17 protein-coding genes are annotated in these 18,906 nt (G+C 66.5%); 7 read left to right on the top strand and 10 right to left on the bottom strand.

Features of this window, described 5'->3' with window-relative positions; genetic code table 11:
- Positions 1–30: 30 nt before the first annotated feature.
- Complete coding sequence (locus FCG67_RS04650; protein ID WP_136907558.1) at positions 31–639, top strand: hypothetical protein; 609 nt, start codon at positions 31–33, stop codon at positions 637–639.
- Positions 639–1,790, top strand: a complete 1,152-nt coding sequence (locus FCG67_RS04645; protein WP_136907556.1) for a UDP-N-acetylglucosamine--N-acetylmuramyl-(pentapeptide) pyrophosphoryl-undecaprenol N-acetylglucosamine transferase — start codon at positions 639–641, stop codon at positions 1,788–1,790. The genes FCG67_RS04650 and FCG67_RS04645 overlap by 1 nt, the downstream gene beginning before the upstream one ends.
- On the opposite strand, the gene vanS-O is transcribed toward FCG67_RS04645, so the two are convergent.
- The 3 genes from vanS-O to FCG67_RS04630 form a co-directional block, all read right to left on the bottom strand.
- Complete coding sequence (gene vanS-O, locus FCG67_RS04640) at positions 1,723–2,823, bottom strand: vancomycin resistance histidine kinase VanS-O (RefSeq protein ID WP_136907554.1); 1,101 nt, start codon at positions 2,821–2,823, stop codon at positions 1,723–1,725. The genes FCG67_RS04645 and vanS-O overlap by 68 nt on opposite strands.
- Positions 2,816–3,508, bottom strand: coding sequence for a vancomycin resistance response regulator transcription factor VanR-O (gene vanR-O / locus FCG67_RS04635; RefSeq protein ID WP_136907552.1), 693 nt, complete (start codon positions 3,506–3,508; stop codon positions 2,816–2,818). The genes vanS-O and vanR-O overlap by 8 nt, the downstream gene beginning before the upstream one ends.
- A gap of 793 nt (positions 3,509–4,301) precedes the next feature.
- Positions 4,302–5,183: an SDR family oxidoreductase gene (locus FCG67_RS04630; RefSeq protein ID WP_169310442.1), complete on the bottom strand. Its 882-nt coding sequence runs from the start codon at positions 5,181–5,183 to the stop codon at positions 4,302–4,304.
- A gap of 179 nt (positions 5,184–5,362) precedes the next feature.
- On the opposite strand from FCG67_RS04630, the gene FCG67_RS04625 reads away from it, so the two are divergent.
- From FCG67_RS04625 to FCG67_RS04615, 3 genes are all read left to right on the top strand, one after another.
- Positions 5,363–5,926: a TetR/AcrR family transcriptional regulator gene (locus FCG67_RS04625; protein ID WP_169310441.1), complete on the top strand. Its 564-nt coding sequence runs from the start codon at positions 5,363–5,365 to the stop codon at positions 5,924–5,926.
- Between the two features lie 72 nt (positions 5,927–5,998).
- The gene (locus FCG67_RS04620; RefSeq protein ID WP_342775464.1) at positions 5,999–6,952 is read left to right on the top strand and encodes an alpha/beta fold hydrolase; all 954 of its coding nucleotides are present in this window, start codon (positions 5,999–6,001) and stop codon (positions 6,950–6,952) included.
- A gap of 572 nt (positions 6,953–7,524) precedes the next feature.
- On the top strand, positions 7,525–8,181 hold the full coding sequence (locus tag FCG67_RS04615) for a hypothetical protein (protein ID WP_136907546.1): 657 nt from the start codon (positions 7,525–7,527) through the stop codon (positions 8,179–8,181).
- 656 nt (positions 8,182–8,837) lie between these two features.
- Here the strand turns inward: FCG67_RS04615 and dnaB are convergent.
- From dnaB to rpsF, 5 genes are all read right to left on the bottom strand, one after another.
- Positions 8,838–10,226 carry a replicative DNA helicase gene (gene dnaB, locus FCG67_RS04610; protein WP_077043362.1) on the bottom strand — a complete coding sequence of 463 codons (1,389 nt, stop codon included), beginning with the start codon at positions 10,224–10,226 and terminating at the stop codon, positions 8,838–8,840.
- A 539-nt stretch (positions 10,227–10,765) separates the two neighbouring features.
- On the bottom strand, positions 10,766–11,221 hold the full coding sequence (gene rplI / locus FCG67_RS04605; protein ID WP_136907544.1) for a 50S ribosomal protein L9: 456 nt from the start codon (positions 11,219–11,221) through the stop codon (positions 10,766–10,768).
- A 12-nt stretch (positions 11,222–11,233) separates the two neighbouring features.
- Positions 11,234–11,476: a 30S ribosomal protein S18 gene (gene rpsR, locus FCG67_RS04600; RefSeq protein ID WP_136907542.1), complete on the bottom strand. Its 243-nt coding sequence runs from the start codon at positions 11,474–11,476 to the stop codon at positions 11,234–11,236.
- Positions 11,477–11,540: 64 nt separating this feature from the next.
- The gene (locus FCG67_RS04595; RefSeq protein ID WP_077040007.1) at positions 11,541–12,065 is read right to left on the bottom strand and encodes a single-stranded DNA-binding protein; all 525 of its coding nucleotides are present in this window, start codon (positions 12,063–12,065) and stop codon (positions 11,541–11,543) included.
- Positions 12,066–12,130: 65 nt separating this feature from the next.
- Positions 12,131–12,418: a 30S ribosomal protein S6 gene (gene rpsF, locus FCG67_RS04590; protein ID WP_027502097.1), complete on the bottom strand. Its 288-nt coding sequence runs from the start codon at positions 12,416–12,418 to the stop codon at positions 12,131–12,133.
- A 187-nt stretch (positions 12,419–12,605) separates the two neighbouring features.
- Here rpsF and FCG67_RS04585 point away from each other — a divergent pair, with 187 nt between their 5' ends.
- On the top strand, positions 12,606–13,988 hold the full coding sequence (locus FCG67_RS04585; protein WP_246044844.1) for a glycosyltransferase family 87 protein: 1,383 nt from the start codon (positions 12,606–12,608) through the stop codon (positions 13,986–13,988).
- Positions 13,985–14,569 carry a GNAT family N-acetyltransferase gene (locus FCG67_RS04580; protein WP_136907539.1) on the top strand — a complete coding sequence of 195 codons (585 nt, stop codon included), beginning with the start codon at positions 13,985–13,987 and terminating at the stop codon, positions 14,567–14,569. Before FCG67_RS04585 ends, FCG67_RS04580 begins: the two co-directional genes overlap by 4 nt.
- On the opposite strand, the gene FCG67_RS04575 is transcribed toward FCG67_RS04580, so the two are convergent.
- Both FCG67_RS04575 and FCG67_RS04570 read right to left on the bottom strand, forming a co-directional pair.
- Positions 14,559–16,049, bottom strand: a complete 1,491-nt coding sequence (locus FCG67_RS04575; RefSeq protein ID WP_246044894.1) for a glycosyltransferase family 87 protein — start codon at positions 16,047–16,049, stop codon at positions 14,559–14,561. The genes FCG67_RS04580 and FCG67_RS04575 overlap by 11 nt on opposite strands.
- 174 nt (positions 16,050–16,223) lie before the next feature.
- Complete coding sequence (locus FCG67_RS04570; protein WP_246044893.1) at positions 16,224–18,848, bottom strand: transglycosylase domain-containing protein; 2,625 nt, start codon at positions 18,846–18,848, stop codon at positions 16,224–16,226.
- Positions 18,849–18,906: the final 58 nt, after the last annotated feature.

Genomic DNA, 18,906 nt, shown 5'->3' with positions numbered 1-18,906 from the left:
GGGCTCCATTGCGTCTCGCAGTGGGGGCGTTTGGAAAACAACGACGAGGTCGTGATGCGGCGCACCGGCCCATCGGGGCTGGAGGTCTCCTTGCGGCACTCCGATCCATCGCAACTGCACGACTGGGCCTCAGATGGATACCGCTCGAGCGAGGAGTACCTGTTCTGGTCCCGCAAGGTCTGCGGCTTGGCGTGTCTCCAGTCGCTGCTCCACGGCTGGACTGACGTCCGACTGTCGATAGGCGAACTTCTTGCGCTTGCCGTCGAGTGGGGTTGCTATGTGGTGGAGCCTTCGGGCAAGGTCCACGGCCTGCTCTACCGGCCGTTCATGGCATGGGTCAGCTCACAATTCGGATTCAACTGCCAACTGGTCGAGCACACCCCGATTCAGGTATCGGCCCGAGAGCTGCGGCCCGGGCAGGTCATGATCGCTTCGGTATCACCCGAGATTCGCGATCCCAACACCTACGAGCCGCGACGAGGAGGCCATCTTGTGCTGATCTATGCAGTCGATGATGGAGTGGTGCGGTTTCATAATCCGTCGGGCTACTCCCACAATTCAGACTCTGCATCGCTGCCCATGCATGTGTTCGAGCGGTTTCATGCCAACCGAGGAATCTTGGTCAGAGGGGCATCGTGATGCTGGCTGGCGAACCCGCACCGCGCGTCGTTGTCGCGGGCGGCCATTCGGCCGGGCACATAGAGCCCACGATGAACTTCGCCGACGCGCTGAGCCTGCTGGAGCCCACGGCCGAGATCACCGCGCTCGGCACTGTCCGTGGCCTGGACACCACGCTCATCCCCGCCCGCGGCTATTCGCTCGAACTTATCCCGCCCGTGCCACTGCCGCGCAAGCTGAGCCGCGACCTGCTGCACACGCCGGGCAGACTGCGCGACTCCGTCCGGGCGACCGGAGCCGTACTCGACCGCGTGCGGGCCGAGGTCGTGGTGGGCTTCGGGGGCTACGTGGCCATGCCCGCTTATCTTGCCGCACGCCAGCGGGGAATGCCGATCGTCGTCCATGAGGCGAATGCCCGGCCCGGAGTGGCGAACCGACTGGCGGCCCGGATGACGACCCACGTATTTACCGCCGCGCCCCGTGTCCACCTGGCTCACGCCAGCGCGATCGGCATCCCGCTGCGGCCGGCGATCACCAGGCTCGACCGGGCCGCGCTGCGCGAGGCGGCTCGGCAACGGTTCGGCCTGCGCCTGGACGAGCCGGTACTGATGGTCACTGGCGGTTCGCAGGGAGCTCAAGCGATCAACGCCGCCGTGGCCGGCGCTGCAACAGCGTTGCGGGCGGCCGGCGTGCAGGTGCTGCACATCACCGGGCCACAGCGCATAGTCGAGCCGCCCGACGGCGACCCCGGCGACCCGCCCTACGTCGTCGTCCCGTACGTCGATGAGATGCAGTACGCCTACGCCGCAGCCGACTTCGCGATCTGCCGCTCGGGGGCGATGACGTGCGCCGAACTCGCCGCTGTCGGCTTACCGGCCGCCTATGTGCCGCTGCCGCTGCGCGGCGGTGAGCAGCGCTTGAACGCCGAGGCGGTCGTTGCTGCCGGCGGGGCAGTGATCGTCGACGATGCCGATCTCAACGCAGGATGGATCGAAACCACTCTGATCCCGCTGCTCGCCGATACCGAGCGGAGAGCGGTGATGTCGGCTCATGCGTTGGCAGCCGGCGCACCCGACGTGGGTTCGCTGCTGGCCCGGCACGTGCTTACGGTCGTCGCTGAGCGGCGGGCAGTCGCACTGCGACGGAGAGCCCGCCGGCAGCTCGGGGGCTGAGCGTGAGGGATCCGTCGTGTGCCTGAGTGATGCTTTTGACGATCGCCAGGCCAAGGCCCACCCTCGCATCGTCCCCGCGGGTGCGAGCAGTGCCGCGCTGAAACGGCTCGGTGAGTGTCGAGACCAACTGTGGACTGAGCTTGTCGCCGGTGTTCTCGACCGTGAGCATGACGGACTCGGGGCCGATGGCGGTGCTGATCTGCACGCTGCCGTGCTCGGGGACGTTGTGGACGATCGCATTGTGCAAAAGGTTCGTAGTCAACTGCAGCAAGAGTGCGTGTGAGCCGATGACCGGCGCGATGTCCCCGGAGGTCTCGATGCTGACGCCGTGCTTCTCCGCGAACGGGAGGAGCGTCTCGGCGGCTTCTTCCGCGATGAGCGACAGATCGACGTCTTCTCGGCTGAAGGACCGTTGGTCGGTACGGCTGAGCAGGAGCAATGCCTCGGTGAGCTCGATCGCTCGTGCGTTGACAGCGCGGAGGCGTTCGTCGAGCTCGCCGCCGTCGCGGTTCGGATCGTTGCGGGCGACATCGAGAAGGGCTTGTGTGATCGCCAGCGGGGTGCGCAGCTCGTGGGAGGCGTTGGCGGCGAATCGCTGCTGCGCGGCGTCTCGTGCTTCGAGCTGTGCGAGCATGGCGTCGAAGGCATCGGCAAGTTCACGGAACTCGTCGTTGCGTCCCTCCAGTTCGATCCGGTACGACAGCGAGCCACTCCCCGCCTCCCGCGCGGCGCGCGTAATGCGCGTCAACGGGGCAAGCATTCGGCCCGCGAGAATCCAACCACCCACAAGGCCGAACACCAGCAAGAACCCGAGCGCCAAGATCGCTGCTGGGACAAACACCACGGGACCGAAGTTGCTCGGGTCGAAGACCCGGGCAAAGTCGGCCAGATCAGGGAATTGGAAATTCGTGGACCGCCCTCTCAGCAGGAAGACCCAAACCGCCGCAAGGAGCAAGACACCAGCGAGCATGAGGAACCCGGCATAACTGAGAGTGAGTTTGAGGCGAACGCCCAACCCAGGCGCTCTATCCACCGTCGCCGCCGCCTGTGGCGTCCGGTTCGGTATCGATGCGGTACCCGACCCCCGGCACCGTGGCGATCAGCCACGGTTCGCCGAGCCGCTTGCGCAACGTCGAGACCGTGATGCGCACGGCATTCGTGAACGGATCGGCGTTCTCGTCCCACGCCCGCTCCAGCAACTCCTCGGCGCTGATCACACCGCCCTCGGCAGCGACGAGAACTTCGAGCACCGCGAACTGCTTCCGGGTCAGCGCGACGTACCGGCCGTCCCGGTAGACCTCGCGACGGAACGGGTCCAGCTGCAGACCAGCGATCTCCCGCACGGGCGGCCTGCTGTGCGCGCGCCTGCGGTCGAGTGCCCGGAGACGGAGCACGAGCTCTTGCAGCTCGAACGGCTTGGTGAGGTAGTCGTCGGCACCGAGCTCGAACCCGGAGGCCTTGTCGTCCATCCGGTCCGCGGCAGTGAGCATCAGGATTGGTATGCCGCCACCGGAAGCGACGATGCGCTGGGCGATCTCGTCACCGGAGGGGCCGGGGATATCACGGTCGAGGACGGCGATGTCGTAGGCGTTGACGCCCAACAGATCCAGGGCAGTGTCCCCATCACCGGCGATGTCGGCCGCGATCGCTTCCAGGCGCAGCCCATCGCGGATGGCTTCCGCCATGAACCGCTCGTCCTCGACGACCAACACACGCATGCTCGCCATGTTAGGCGGCCGCGTATATCGCCGGCGTATCAAAAATCGCCTTCGGGCTGGCAACAGCGCATTGCCTTGATTGAGCAGTATGGACCAGACCGCAGCACGACCGAAGACCCGCAGGACTCCCAGACCGACCATTGTCGGCCTGGTCCTCGTCATCTTCGCTGTGACCGTCGGGATCTCGTAGACCGGTCGGCATCGCCATCGGGGACGACTGGACCTGGTGCAGTGCGGGTCTGAGGTAGGCGGCACCTCGGCGCCGTCGTCGGCCACGTCCGGTCGCGCCTTGATCTTCGCGCACTCGTCGCGGAGCCGCTCCCTCTTCACGTCCAGCAGGCGCGGTGTCCGCGGCCTCGGTAAGCTCGGCCAGCAGTTCGGCCTGCACGTCCCGGATAAGCGGGTATTACCTCTTGCGCGCGAGGCTCGCCCTGAAATCCATTGCGATGGTGCGGATCTATAGGACGATCGGCACCCGCTGCACCCACGCGTCGAAGCGACTGGCTATCGCAGGTTCGATTCGTCTGTCACCAAGCGATAAAGGACGTATCCAGAAGACACTATTGTGGAGACGACGCAGAGCACGAGCATGATGTCGAAGAAGATGGTCATGTTTCCCCTCATGGGTTCGACTAGGATCGATTCGTTTCTCCCCGCGGAGGTTTCTCCGCGAAAGTATCCTGTTCCGCAGCTCCAATCGTGTGGCCGGCGATTGCGCCTCGCCGCCCGAGGCACGCCTCAGCACTACTCACAGTGGGGGCTTGGCAGTGTCACGCGCTGCGCGAAGAGTCACTTACGATCCCTGATCCGCTGACGCGAGGTCGCGGAAGTAGTCGGAGAGATGGTGAGTGCCGGTTTGCTCGCCAACCGACTCACGTTGGAGCCCTTCGAGGAAGAATCGAGCCAGCGACGACGGGCGCGGCCCCATGCGATCCGCGGTCCAGATGACAGGTCGGACGAATCCAACAGGGACCGAGACCATTCGGGGCCGCTTGCCCACCGCGGCGAACGCCAAGTTCACGATGTCGCGATACCTGTAGATGTCCGGGCCACCGACATTCCACTCACCGGACTCGTCCCCGAGACGGTCGACGCAGAAGGCTGCGAGGTCGGCGCCGTGGATCGGGTTCAGTCGCGCTGTTCCGGCACCGAGACCGAACGCAAGGCCGCGACGGGCCATGTCGAGGAACTCGGAGGCGTCCGAGAAGTACCCCGAGGGATCGACGATCTGCGAAGCCACCTCGCTCCGCCGCAGCGCCTCCACGAACGCCGCCTTCGACCGCATCACCATCGAGGTGCCCTCGTGGACATGCATGACGTTGACAAACAGAAACGACGACACCGAGTCCTGTTCCGCCAACTGCAGCAGACGCAAGTTTGCTTGAAAATCGATATCCCAGGGGTCAGCGCGTTGCCTCGTCACACCCAACGCTGAAACCACCCGGTGCACACCGTGACACAGACCTGGAATCGTACTGCGATCGCCGATGTCTCCGATCACCCACTCGTCGACCAGGCCGCTTAGAGCTGGAGCTCCGAACGCCCCCGAGCCCTCCGCCCGGTCGCGTGAACGCACCAGCGCCCTCACCCGATAGCCGCGTTGATGGAGCTCACGCACCAGGTACCGACCCATATACCCCGTCGCCCCGGCAACTAGTACGGTCTGCGCTTCCATGTGCACCCCTTCCATTCGTGTACTACCCGGTACAAGAATACAGTACTGCGATGACTTCGACACGTCAGGGAGGTCCTGTCGACCCACCTGGACAATGGGAACGTCGGGTCGCCTCGGATAGCCGGCGACAATGAGATGGAGGAAACGTGATGGCGCGTCCCGCACGACCGTTGGACCCTGTGCGCTCTCGCGCGCTACTCGATGCCGCCGGCGTCGCATTCGCAACACACGGTTTCGAGCGGGCCTCGCTCAACTCGATCCTGGCCGAGGCGCGATTCCCGAAGAGCTCCTTCTACCACTATTTCGGGGACAAGACGACACTGTTCGAGCGCGCCGTGGAAGCCGGAATGGACGCGCTGCGCGCAGCGGTGACACCACCGAACATCGACTCACTCGATCAGCACAGCTTCTGGCCGCAGATACGTGAACTCGGCGACCAACTCCAGATCGCCGCCACCTCGGACCCGCGCACCCAGATTGTCGGACGCCTGCTTCACGCCGCCGACGTCCCGCCCTCACCCACGCTCGACGCTCTTCGCCACTCGACAACGAACTGGCTCACACACGCACTCGAAAGAGGCCGCGACCTCGGCCAGATTGACCTCGACACCCCACTGGAACTTCAACTACACCTGCTGATCGCCGTCCTCACGGAAGTCGACCGATGGGTGCTCGCCCACAACGCGAACACCGACTCCACGTCCGCGGCACTGCGCGTACTCGAACGCTTGCTCGTCCCGTGATCAATCTTGGGCTCCAGGGATCGTCGCAACCCTCCCAAACAGGCCGCCGCAGGACAGCCCTTGATACGCGGAGTGGAGGACCCTCCGGTGCCGCAAGTCGCCAACATAATCGGGTTGCCGGCCGCACCCGCGACGCGTGACAATCGTGGCCATGAGCGTCGATATCTCGGAGCCGGCCCGGTTGGGCGAAGTGCATCTTGCAAGCGGGCGGTAATCGGGTGGGCCCAATGGGGCCACCCCAACGGGATTCCCGTGTTGCTGTGCCCAGGCGCAGCAACCACCCGAGCGCTGGGCTTCAGCTCGGGCGTACTCGAGGCACTCCACGTGCGCCTCATCTCCCTCGACCGGCCCGGATTGGGGCTGTCGACACCTCAGCCGGGCAAGTCATTTCGCGACTTCGCCTCCGATGTCGACGAGTTCTCAGCGCTGCGCGGGCTGGGCAGACCCGCGATGGTCGGCAACTCTCAGGGCGCGCCGTTTGCGCTTGCCTGCGCGGCGACGGGTATCACCGGCGCGCTCGCGATCGTGTCGGGTGCGGACGAGGTGGCGGCCCCCTGGTTCGCGGACACCCTGCCGGATCAACTCCGCGGACTGGTCGACCTGACCGCGTCGGATCCTGACGAAGCAGAGCGCTTCTTCGCGACGTTGGACGCGGACACCATGTGGCAGATGGTCATCGACTCGAGCCCGGCATCCGATCTCGCCGTCTACCGTGACCCCACGTTCGAGTGCCTCTACCGTCGCAGTCTGAGGGAGGCGTTCGCCCCGGGCCCCGCCGGATACGCCCGTGACACGGTCCTGGCAATGGGCCGCTGGCCGTTCGATCTGACGACGATCACTGTGCCCGTAGATTTTTGGTACGGCGAACAGGACACCAGCCACTCCCCGGATCTCGGAAGTTCGCTCGCTGACCGCATTCCCGGAGCGCGCCACCATATCGTGCCCGGCATAGGCGGCGCAGTGTTGTGGACACACGCTGAGGCAATCCTGCGCACCCTGCTCGGACACAACGAGCCGCTCGGATAGCGAACCAAGCCCCGGGCAATTGTCCCGAACGCCCCACCTGGATCGGTGGCTATCCGTCGATCAGGTGGGCGTTTCCAGGACACGACGAGCTCCCGGCGTCGCTCCCTTCGGCTTACGGCGCTTCCGGCTGCAATTCGCCAAGTCGGGCCCATTCGGGATGGGCGGGCATCCAGTGCCACGCCGCGTTACCGAAATGCGACCAAAAAGGACATATAGGGTGGATTCATCTCAAGTATGGAATTGATAGGTCCGGAAAACCTCATCTAGATCCGGAACCTACAGCAACGGGTGCCGCTGACACGAACATCTGAGACGAGCGCCTGGGACAACAACGAAAATGAGACCGTGATCGACCTACATCCTGAGACGGCCCAGGGTTTGCAAGCCTTCCCTGACTTTCCGTTGCGGGCTGATCCGTCATCGCAACGAACAGTCGTGAATCTGGCGTCCTGTATGACGATCGCTGAGCAGGCCGCCCGCCGCATGCCCTAGGCGTGGGACCGTCGATGCAGCCGTGGAGAGCGCCGGGCGCCGCTACGCTCGCGGACGCAGTACGGACTCAAGGGAGCTCGGTGACGAAGATCAGCAGGACAAGAGGGATCCAGGTCGACGGCGGGTGGAGTGTCGACTCCAATGCGTTCGTCGACGAGCACTACAACGCACAGGACGTGCCGTTCGATGACACCGTGCTGTTCACCGCGGTGAACAGCATCACCGGCGAGACGGTTTCCCTCTCCTATGAGAACGCAGCCATCGGCTACTCGCTCGAGCAGATTCTGCTGTCGAGATCGTTGGGCCGATGGATGTACGACGAAGACAGGAGTGTCCACACGACGATCGCAGCCGGCCACGACATCGAGGCCATCTATGGCCTGCTCACCCGGTTCCTCAACCCACTCAACAAGGACCTGATTCCTCTCCGGCTCTCCAGTTGGACGGTTGTCGTCAACAATCTGACTGAAACAGACGCTGCGCACCACGACGTGGAACTGGTCTTCTCGGCGACTCGTGGGAAGCTCTTCGTCGACGTCACCTACACCCGGATCGAAGATCGGCCGTACTGCGTCTACATGGGGATGTCGAAGCATCCCTACACCGAACTCACCTACAAGCTCGACAAGCCGACGACGACGCGGAAGGTGGTCCACCTGAACGAGGTGGACGCTGTTGCCGCGTTGATCGACGATTTACTGACGGGACTCGAGCCCTTCTATGCGAGCGTCGGCTGACCATGGACGCCCCGGGCATGCCCCGGTCATGGCACTTTGACCTCGCCGGGCACCTTGTCGCGCAGTCCCTTCCAGCTCGGATTACGAAGGCTCCGCCAGTATGCTCGCGGTACTCCGCCTCGCATACCAGTAGCGGTTCCACCCGTGCACGCCCCGGATTCGCGGCCTCAACGTGCGTCCTGCTTGACGAACGGTAAAACCCGAGCAGGATTCCGGTGGTGAGTCGATCAGCTGCCTCGGCCCGCGGCCATCAAACAGTCCTGGTTACCCGTCCTGCTCGCTGATCCTGCGAGGGCACCCTATCCAGGACCCATTTCAGCTTGGTCCCATCGGCAGATCTCGCGATCGCGGGCTCTCTCGACGACGCTCTCCGTCAGGCACGCCGGATACACAACGACGGTTAGCTCGAGATCACACCGGTGGGCCGTGCTGCGACTGTTGAGCGGCCCGCCGGTGCGTGTTGAACAACGCCCACCAGCTGCGGCCAGGGGTTACAGCGCATGCGGATCCGCGCGAGAGGAAGCACGGGCCGGCGAACCGGACCTACGACTTGTCGCATGCCGCACGTCTCAACAATCCGTCAAATGTCCGATTTTTGTCTCAACATCTCAACATGTCCGATTTTTGTCTCAAGTTTCGGTGTCCGCGGCAACGGGCTAGCCCCGCGCCATGTCCACGAACCGCGACAGGTGCAGCTGGTGCGCCACCGTGATCGTCGCGGTGGGACCACCACGGTGCTTGCCGAGGATGATGTCGGCCTCGCCGCCGCGCGGGTCGTCCCGCTCGAAAGCATCGGGCCGGTGCAGCAGCATGACCATGTCGGCGTCCTGCTCGAGCGAGCCGGACTCGCGGAGGTCGGACACCATGGGGCGCTTGTCGGTTCGCTGCTCGGGACCACGGTTGAGCTGACAGATCGCGACCACCGGGACCTCGAGCTCCTTGGCCAGCAGCTTGAGGCTTCGGGAGAACTCGGAGACCTCCTGCTGACGCGATTCGACCTTCTTGCCGGACGACATCAGCTGCAGGTAGTCGAGCACGATCAGCTTGATGTCGTGCTTCTGCTTGAGCCGGCGCGCCTTGGCGCGGATCTCCATCATGGTCAGGTTGGGGGAGTCGTCGATGAACAGCGGCGCCTCGCTGATCTCGCTCATCCGCCGCGCCAGCTTGGTCCAGTCCTCGTCGTTCATCTTGCCGGACTTCATGTCGGCGAGCTTGATCTTCGCCTCCGCCGACAGCAGGCGCATGACGATCTCAGTCTTTCCCATCTCGAGGGAGAAGATGACGCTGGCCATGCCGTGCTTGATCGAGCAGGACCGCAGGAAGTCCATTCCGATGGTCGACTTACCCACACCGGGGCGGGCCGCGACGATGATCATCTGCCCGGGGTGCAGGCCGTTGGTGACCTCGTCCAGCTCGGTAAAGCCGGTAGGCACGCCGAGCGAGAGGCCGCCGCGGCTGGCGATCGAGTCGATCTCGTCCATCGTCGGCTGCAGCAGCTCCTCGAGCGCCACGAAGTCGTCGTTGGTGCGGCGCTCGGTGACGTCGTAGACCTCGGCCTGCGCGCGGTCGACCACCTCGGCCACATCCTGGCCCTCGGACCCGGCGTAGCCGTACTGCACGATCCGGGTGCCTGCCTCGACCAGGCGGCGCAGGATCGACTTCTCCGCGACGATCTCGGCGTAGTAGCCGGCGTTCGCGGCGGTCGGCACCGTCTGGGTGAGCGTCACCAGATACGGTGCGCCGCCCACCCGGCGCAGGTCGCCACGACGCTCCAGCTCGGCCGACACAGTCACGGGGTCGGCGGGCTCGCCGCGGGCGTACAGGTCCAGGATCGCGTCGTAGACGTTCTGGTGGGCGGGCCGGTAGAAGTCGCCGGGCCGCAGCCGCTCGAGCACGTCCGCGATCGCGTCCTTGCTCAGCAGCATGCCGCCGAGCACGGACTGCTCGGCCGCCATGTCCTGTGGCGGCTGGCGCCCGAAATCCTCGCGGGGCGGCTCAGCCGGCTCCGAGTAGTCCGAGTGACCCCGATCATCGACAACCGCCACGCGATAACCGTCCTCTCCCGCAAACCTCGACGCCCGGTCGGCCACGCCGTCCGGTGCGTCCACACGCAATACATACGCGCCCGGACCGACAGGTCGATCCCGACCCCCGAAATCGGGGTCCGGCACAGCCGTCGCAGGACGCGCGCGCACGACGTTAGGCATCCGGACCGGCTCGTTCAACACGGGCTGTGTACACAACTGTGGATGAATTGTGGAAACCGCAGTTGACCAGTGTTAGCGCCCTGGGGACAACCTGAGGATAACTGTGTGACTTCTTCCCATCTGTGCAGGTGATCGTACCTTTTCTTATTCACACACCTGTGGATGAAAATACTTTCGGCGTGTCCCACGGGTTGGGCATCCGGGCGTGTTGCCGAAACGCACTGACCTCGCAATATGAGTTGCATCACAGTGATCGATCACACGAACTGGACGCTTGTCTTGGGACCCGATCACAACGGGCGGAAAGTTATCCACAAACGACTCGGGGCCCCGCAGACCATAGGTCCGCGGGGCCCCGAGGGCGAACGTGGGTCGGACTAGCCGGCGACCACGGTCAGGTTGAACTTGGCGGTGACGCCCTGGTGCAGGTTCACAGCGACCGCGTGCTTGCCGGTCGCCTTGATGTGTGCCTTCGGCAGCACCAGGCTGCGCTTGTCGACAACCGGGCCACCGGCGGCCTTGAGGGCGCCGGCAACGTCCGCCGCGGTGACCGCGCCGAACAGCTTGCCCGAGTCCGCTGCGGCCTTAACCGTCAATGACACGTTCTCGAGACCCTCGATGGCGGCCTTGAGCTCCTGAGCATGGTCGAGTCCGCGCACCTCGCGTGCCTCGCGGGCACGACGGATGCCGTCGACCTGCTTCTCGGCGCCACGGGTCGCGAGAATCGCGAAACCACGGGGCATCAAGAAATTGCGGCCGTATCCGTCCTTGACCTCAACGGTGTCGCCAGGCGCACCGAGGTTGTCCACGTCAGCAGTGAGAATCAGCTTCATGTCTTCCCTTCCTTAGCGAGCCAACGAAACGTAAGGAAGCAGAGCGACCTCACGGGAGTTCTTCACGGCAACGGCGACGTCCCGCTGATGCTGGACGCAGTTGCCGGTGACACGGCGCGCGCGGATCTTGCCGCGGTCGCTGACGTACTTACGCAGCAGCGTCGTGTCCTTGTAGTTGATCTGCGTGTTCTTTTCCTTACAGAACGCGCAGACCTTCTTCTTCATCACCTTGTCGCGCAACGGCGGCTTCGGCATTGTCTTTCTCCGTACTTTCAATGTTCGTTCGCATCAGATCCCGGCGCTGTCGCCAGAGCGGGGATCAGAACGGGGGTTCGTCGTTTCCACCACCGGAGCCACCGAACGAGCCGGACGCCTGCGGGGCGCTGCCCCACGGGTCGTCGCCGCCGGAGTTGGCAGCCGGGCGTCCGCCGCCCGAACCGCCCGAGGAACTGAACCCTCCACCGCCTCCGCCGCCACCGCGGTTGGCCTTGTTGACCTTGGCCGTGGCGTACTTGAGCGAGGGGCCGATCTCGTCGACCTCGAGTTCCATGACAGTGCGCTTCTCGCCCTCGCGAGTCTCGTAGGACCGCTGCTTGAGCCGTCCGCTCACGATCACCCGAGAACCGCGAGTCAGGGACTCGGCAACGTTCTCTGCGGCCTCACGCCAGATGTTGCAGCGCATGAAGAGCGCCTCGCCGTCTTTCCATTCATTGGACTGACGGTCGAAGGTGCGGGGCGTCGATGCGACGGTGAAGTTCGCAACCGCTGCCCCCGCGGGGGTGAATCGAAGCTCGGGATCAGCCGTCAAGTTTCCGATGACGGTGATCACGGTGTCGCCTGCCATGTGGGTTCCTCCTGCAGTGTGTGGAATCCTGTTGCGCCGAGCCTAGGGCCACGCGCAGACAGAAATCACTTGTTGTGGCGCAGAACCTTGGTGCGGAGCACCGACTCGTTCAGGCCGAGCTGACGATCCAGCTCGTTCACGGTGGCAGGGGTCGCGTTGATGTCGATCACCGCGTAGATGCCTTCGCTGTGCTTGGCGATCTCGTAGGCGAGACGGCGCTTACCCCAAACGTCGACCTTGTCGACACTGCCGCCGTCCTGGCGAACAACATTGAGGAACGTATCCAGCGACGGAGCGACGGTGCGCTCGTCCAGGCTGGGGTCAAGGATGACCATCAATTCGTAATGACGCATAAGACCTCATCACCTCCTATGGACTAGTGAAACGGCCACGGACTATCCGTGACAGGAGGGTCGTTGCGTCAGCAACCCATGCAGGTTACACGAGCGGCCCCTGACCTGCGAAATCGCGTCCGTCCGGGCGACCGCCGCGAGGGCGGAGGGATCCCTGCAGCGGCTGGGACCACCTAGGCTGACAACCATGCGGATGCGCGCCCAGGCAGGGACACCGGCGGTGGCGGTCACCGTGACGCTGCTGTGCGGGCTCACCCTCGCCCTCGGCTATCTGAACAAGGCCAGGTGCGCGGGCGCCCCGTTCGCCGAGAACGGTCGCAGCCTCGTCTTCGACCGGCTCAAGGACAGCAACTTCTGCTACTCCGATATCCAGTTCCTCTGGCTCGGCCGCGACATCGACAACCACGTCTTCCCCTATCTCACGGGCGGCATCACGCCCGACGGACTGCTCACCGGCGGCACCGTCGAGTACCCCGTGCTCAGCGGGCTGCTGATGTGGCTCGGCGGGATCGGCGCGCACAACGACGCCGAGTTCCTGCTGAACTCGGCGCTGATCCTGGTGCCGTTCGGGCTCGCCACCGCGTGGATGCTCGGTCGGCTCGCTGGCTGGCCTGCGCTGCTGTGGGCGGCCGCCCCGCCCCTGGTCCTGTACGCCTTCCACAACTGGGAGCTGCCGGTCGTCGCGGCCGCCACCGCGGCGATCTTCGTGGTCGTCTATTACCAGCGGATCCCGCTGCGCACCAGGGCGATCGGCGCCGCCGTCCTGCTCGCGATCGGCCTCTGCCTGAAGATCTACCCGGGCGCCTTCGTGCTGCCGTTGATGGCCTTCGTGTTCACCGGCGGCGCCGGTGGCGGCGAGCTGCCCGCCTCGGTGCGGGGCCGGTTCGACCCCAAGGGCGCGCTGATGGTGGCCGCTGCGGCGGCGGGCACGGTGATCGCGATCAACCTGCCGTTCGCGCTCGCCGGCTACCCCGGCTGGCTCGCCTCGTTCACCTTCCAGTCCGCCCGCCAGGCCGACATCACCACCAACTCGATCTGGTACTGGGGGGTGCGGGAGCTGTTCGGTGGCGTCGAGGGCCCGGACAGCGCCTACGCGTCCTTCGTCGGCGTGGCCTCACCGCTGCTCATCGCCGCGTCGTTCGCGCTGGCGCTCTGGCTCGGCTTGCGCCGGTATCGCCGCGAGGGCAGCTACCCGTGGATCGCGGTGAGCGCGGCGATGCTGTGCGGCTTCATGCTGTTGCACAAGGTGCATTCGCCGCAGTACACGCTGTGGCTGATCCCCTTCCTGGTGCTGCTGCGGGTGCCGTGGGCGCTGATCGGGGGCTACCTGCTCGCCGACCTGGCGATGGGGATCGGGGTGTTCCGCTACTTCTACGAGCTCGCGACCGGATCGGACGCGGCCGTGATGGAGTTCGTCGTGCAGTTCGGCGTCTGGGGCCGCGCGGCGCTGCTGGTGGTGCTGTTCTTCGTCTTCCTCCGCGCCCGCCCGCGATGGGAGGCCGCGGGCGCCGACGCGGGCCCACGGCACGGTCTCGGTCACCGGGATCCGGCCCTCACGGCGGCGTCATGACCGGGCCCTGGTTCGAACAGCCAACGCTCACCGGCGAATACGTCCGCCTCGAGCCGCTGACCCTCGCGCATGCCGTCGACCTGTACCGGGCCGCCGACGATCCGACACTGTTCCGCTGGACCTGGCGGCCGATCGAAAGCGTCTCGGACGCAACCGAATACATTTCCCACGCCCTCGATGACCCGCAGCGGCTGGGGTACGTCCAGATCGACACCGCGACCGGTGCGGTGGTCGGCACCACCTCGTACTACCAGATCGACCCGCTGCACCAGTCGCTCGCGATCGGCTACACCTGGCTCTCCCGCTCCGCCCAGGGCGGCCGGATCAACCCGGAGGCCAAGCTGCTGCTGCTGCGCCGGGCCTTCGAAGACCTCGGCGCGGTCCGGGTCGAGTGGCACACCGACGAGCTCAACGCGCACTCGCGCGGCGCGATCGCCAAGCTCGGCGCCGAGTTCGAGGGGCTGCTCCGCAAGCACCGCCGCCGCCAGGACGGAAGTTGGCGGAACACAGCGCTTTTCTCGATGATCGACGACGACTGGCCGCTCGCCCGGGCCCAGCTCGAGGCGCGGATCAGCGAATAGCCTGCGCCTCGGACCAGGCCTGCGCGCCGCGTCGGTCCCGCGGGCGTAGCCAGGACGGCAGCCACCCAGGCGGCCGGTCCGGGGCGCCGTCGAGGACACCGCCGACCGGGTCGTCCACCCCACCTTCGCGCACCAGGTCCAGTTCCGGGCGGCGGATCTGCCGGATCACCAGCACGCACAGCGCGACGACCGCGACATCCCGGACGATCACCGTCGCCGTGAACCACTGCTCGGGCAGGCCCTTGTTCTGGACGCCCAGGTAGTAGTACATCCGCGGAACCCAGACGAGGGCATCGATCGTCATCCACGCCAACAGGATTCGACGATGCGGCAGCGCGAGCACCGCCAGCGGAACCAGCCAGAGCGAGTACTGCGGACTCCACACCTTGTTGGTGAGCAGGAAGGCCGCGATCACCAGGAAACACAGCTGCGCGACGCGGGGCCTGCGGGCGGCGGTCAGGGCCAGGTACCCGATGCCGACGCAGGCGGCGGCGAACAGCACCAGCGACACCGCGTTCAGATTCGTCGGCGTCTCACCGGCGGCCATAGGGCCGTCGAAACCGGACCAGCCGGTGAACGAGGAGATCACGTTGTAGATCGAGTCCGGGTCGGCGCCACGCTCGGAGTTCAGCCGGAAGAACTCCCGCCAGCCGGCCGGGAACAGCAGGGCGATGGGCAGATTCACCGCCAGCCAGGCCGCGGCCGCGCCCGCCACGGCCTGCCACCAGGGCCGCATCCGGCCGGTCCGCAGGCACAGCACCAGCAGCGGACCGAGCAGCAGCAGCGGGTACATCTTGGTGGCACCGCCGAGCCCGAGCAGCACGCCTGCCAGCACCGGCCGCCTGCGCGCCCAGCCGAGTAGGCCGCCCGCCGCGAAGGCCGTCGCCAGCGGGTCGAAGTTGGTGAACGCATGCACCACCACCAGCGGGGACACCGCGACCAGCGCGGCGTCCCAGACCCGCCTGCCTGCCAGTAGCACCGTCGCCCAGACCGTGACCAGCCACGCCAGCGACAACCCCAGCGCGACCACGTTGAAGTAGAGGACCACCTGCAGCGCCCCTGGCAACCAGGAGACCGCGTCCCAGGCCTTGGCGACCTTCATCGAGCCGTATTGGTAGAGCCCCGCGAGCACCGGGTACTCCATGTACCGCACCTGCGTGGACCCGTCGCCTGCCTTCTCCTCCCACGACTTCTTGTACGGGAAGGCGCCCTCGTCGAGCCGTTCCGCGCCGTACAGCGGCACCGTGTCCGAATAGCACAGCGCGGTGTATTGGCGGCTGCCGCTCCAATCCAGGCCGAGCGCGGCGCCGGGCCCGTTCGGGGCCTGCTGGAGGCACGCCGCCTTGGTGGACCAGCCGAGGGCGAGAAAAACGACCCCCAGCAGCAGGATCACCCGCAGCGGGGTGAGGAAGCGGGTCCGGCCGACGAGCGCGTGCCGCCCGACCGGTCCGCCGATGACGTCGCTGAGCTCGGCCACCATCGGATCGGTGCGCCCGGGCAGGTCCCGGTCCACCACGGACCGGCAGTCGCCCGCCAACGGGCCCGGCGAGGCGATGACCGCGCCGCCCACAGGCTCCTGTGGTGGAGCCTGCGGAACGACCGTCACGGTGCTGTCGTCAGGTTGCTCGGCCACCGCAGTGACGTTACCGATCGGCTAACGGTTCGGCCGGACCGGCGCTCCCTGCGGGCTACCCCCCTGCGCGTTGGCTCCCGGGCTCAGACCCTCCTCGGCCTCGACCTCGTCCTGCGTCGGCTGGCCCGGAGACGGACCCGGATCGACCGTCGCGGGCGGTGTGGTCGGCCTCGGCGCCAGACCCGGCAGCGGGATCGTCACGCCGGGCAGGACCTCCACCTGGCGCGGGGTGATGATGACCGGCGGCAGCGTCAGCCCCGGTGCCGGCGTCGGGCTCGGCGTGACGGCCGTGGTCTTCGGCGGCACGTACGGCGCGGTGTACGCGGGCACGCCGGCCTGACCGGCGATCGCCTCGGGCTTCGGGAAGGTCTCGACGTCGGTGCCCTTCAGCGCGCCGTCCATCGTGGCCTTCCAGATGTCGGACGGGAGCCCCGAGCCGTACATCAGTCCGCCGTAGCTGTTCTGCAGCGGCAGGCCCTGCTCGGTGCCCACCCACACGGCGGTGGCCAGCGACGGGGTGTAGCCGACCATCCAGGCGTCCTTGTTCTGACCGGTGTCGCCGAGCTGCGCGGTGCCGGTCTTCGCGGCGGACGGACGCCCGCCTGCCAGGCCGTGGTTGCGGGAGTAGCCCGCGATCGGCTGCATGGCGGACGTCACGTTGTCGGCGACCGCCGGCTTGAGCCGGGCCTCGCCTGCCGGCGCGGGCCCGCGATCGAGCAGCACGGTGCCGTCGCCGGTGACGACCTTCTGCACGAAGTGCGGCGCGCGGTAGACGCCGGAGGCGGCCAGGGTCGCGTACGCGGATGCCATGTCGATCACCCGGGACTGGTACTGGCCCAGCACGATTCCGTACTCGGATGACCCGTTCGGCTCCTGCAGGGTGATGCCCTTGACGTCGGGGATCTCCTCGGGGATGCCGGCCTTGTGCGCGATGTCCGCGATCTTTTCCGGGCCGTTCTCGATGGACATCATCTGCCGGTAGAAGCTGGTGTTCAGCGACCGCTTGAGCGCCTCGGCGATGGTGCAGGTGCCGCAGGACTCGCCCTCGACGTTGGTGATGGTGATGCCGCCGATCGTCAGCGGCCCACTGTCGTACATCTTCGACAGCGGGATGCCCTGATCGAGGGCCGCCGCGAGCCCGAACACCTTGAACGACGAACCGGTCTGCAGCCCGGACTGGGCGAAGTCGAAGCCGGAGCCGTCGGCGCCGCCGTAATATGCCTTCACCCCGCCGGTCTTCGGGTCGACCGATACGACCGCGGTGCGCAGTTCTTCCTTCTCGCCCTCCATGTTGTTGTTCACCGCGTCGACCGCGGCCTGCTGGGCCTGCTGGTCGATGGTCGTGGTGATCTGCAGACCCTCGGTGTTGAGGACCTGTTCATTGATGCCGTTCGCGGCGAGTTCCTTGATCACCTGGCTGCGGATCAGCCCCTCGGGGCCGTCCGCCGAGCTGCCGTTGTCGACCTCGGATTGTGGAATCGTGTACGGATACTTGGCGCCCGCCCGCTCGCCTGCGCTGAGGGTGTTCGCGCTGACCATGCCGTCGAGGACGTAGCCCCAGCGGGTCTCGGCACCGGTCGGGTTCGTCTCGGGGTCGAGCAGCGACGGCAGCTGGATGCTCGCCGCAAGCACGGCGCCCTCCTCCACCGTGAGCTCCTCGACCGGCTTGTTGAAGTAAGCCTTCGACGCGGCCGCGATGCCGTACGCACCACGACCGAAGTAGATGGTGTTCAGGTAGGCGGCGAGGATGTCGTCCTTGGACCACTGCCGGGCCATCTTCGAGGAGATGACCAGCTCGCGCATCTTGCGGGTGAGGGCGCGCTCGTCACCGACCAGCGCGTTCTTGACGTACTGCTGGGTGATCGTGGAGCCACCGCCCGCGTCTTCCCTGCCGAGGACATTGTCTCGCGCGGCCCGGGCGAAGCCGGAGACGGAGAACCCGGGATTGGTGTAGAAATCCCGATCCTCGGCCGAGAGCACGGCGTTGCGCACGTGCGGCGGGATCTGATCGATGGTGACGTCGGTGCGGTTGCCCTCAGGCGGAACGATCGTGCTGATCACGGAGGTGCCGTCGCTGTTGTAGATCGTGGCGACCTGGTTCGTCTTGATGTCGCCGGGCTTGGGCACATCGGCGCCCGTGTAGGCGACCATGAACGCCAGCAGCGGCACCACCAGTCCGATGGCGACGAGGCTGATCACGGTGCGGCGGATGATCTTCCAGCGCTTCGAGCTGCCCTTCTTCGGCGGCTTCGGCGGCTGACCGCCGGACGAGCCACCCCTGCCCTTCGGCGGCGGGCCCGCCGGGGGACGGCCGCCGGGTCCGTTACCGCTACCCGACGCGGTGCGGGGCGCGGCGGGCCGCTGGACAGGGGGGCGCTGGGCCGGGGGGCGCTGGGCCGGGGGGCGCTGCGCCGCGGGGCGGGGCGCCTGGCCACGCGCGGCGTAGTTGGCCTGCCCCTGGTTGGGCGGCGGGTATCCGGGCGCCTGGTTGGGGCGCGGCGGCGCGCCCTGCGGGTATCCCGGCGCCTGGTTGGGCCGGGCCTGCGGATATCCGGGTTGAGCGTTGGGATGTGAGTACCCCGGCGGTCGGCCTCCCGGTGGCGGGCCACTCGGCCGCGGCTGTCCGGCGGGTCGACCACCCTGCATGTTGTCGTAGGGGGAACTCACGTAGGAATCTCCAGTGCTCACGTAGACACGGCTGTGT

This window comes from Rhodococcus oryzae, from assembly GCF_005049235.1.
In the GTDB taxonomy this organism is placed as follows: domain Bacteria; phylum Actinomycetota; class Actinomycetes; order Mycobacteriales; family Mycobacteriaceae; genus Rhodococcus_G; species Rhodococcus_G oryzae.
This window is presented reverse-complemented; position numbering and strand designations above follow the sequence as displayed.

Coding starts and splice junctions, on each gene's coding strand:
- FCG67_RS04645 (WP_136907556.1), top strand. CDS start 639: ATGCTGGCTGGCGAACCCGCACCGCGCGTCGTTGTCGCGGGCGGCCAT.
- FCG67_RS04570 (WP_246044893.1), bottom strand. CDS start 18,848: ATGCAGGGTGGTCGACCCGCCGGACAGCCGCGGCCGAGTGGCCCGCCA.
- rplI (WP_136907544.1), bottom strand. CDS start 11,221: ATGAAGCTGATTCTCACTGCTGACGTGGACAACCTCGGTGCGCCTGGC.
- FCG67_RS04595 (WP_077040007.1), bottom strand. CDS start 12,065: ATGGCAGGCGACACCGTGATCACCGTCATCGGAAACTTGACGGCTGAT.
- rpsF (WP_027502097.1), bottom strand. CDS start 12,418: ATGCGTCATTACGAATTGATGGTCATCCTTGACCCCAGCCTGGACGAG.
- vanR-O (WP_136907552.1), bottom strand. CDS start 3,508: ATGCGTGTGTTGGTCGTCGAGGACGAGCGGTTCATGGCGGAAGCCATC.
- FCG67_RS04630 (WP_169310442.1), bottom strand. CDS start 5,183: ATGGAAGCGCAGACCGTACTAGTTGCCGGGGCGACGGGGTATATGGGT.
- FCG67_RS04585 (WP_246044844.1), top strand. CDS start 12,606: ATGCGGATGCGCGCCCAGGCAGGGACACCGGCGGTGGCGGTCACCGTG.
- FCG67_RS04580 (WP_136907539.1), top strand. CDS start 13,985: ATGACCGGGCCCTGGTTCGAACAGCCAACGCTCACCGGCGAATACGTC.
- rpsR (WP_136907542.1), bottom strand. CDS start 11,476: ATGCCGAAGCCGCCGTTGCGCGACAAGGTGATGAAGAAGAAGGTCTGC.
- FCG67_RS04575 (WP_246044894.1), bottom strand. CDS start 16,049: ATGGTGGCCGAGCTCAGCGACGTCATCGGCGGACCGGTCGGGCGGCAC.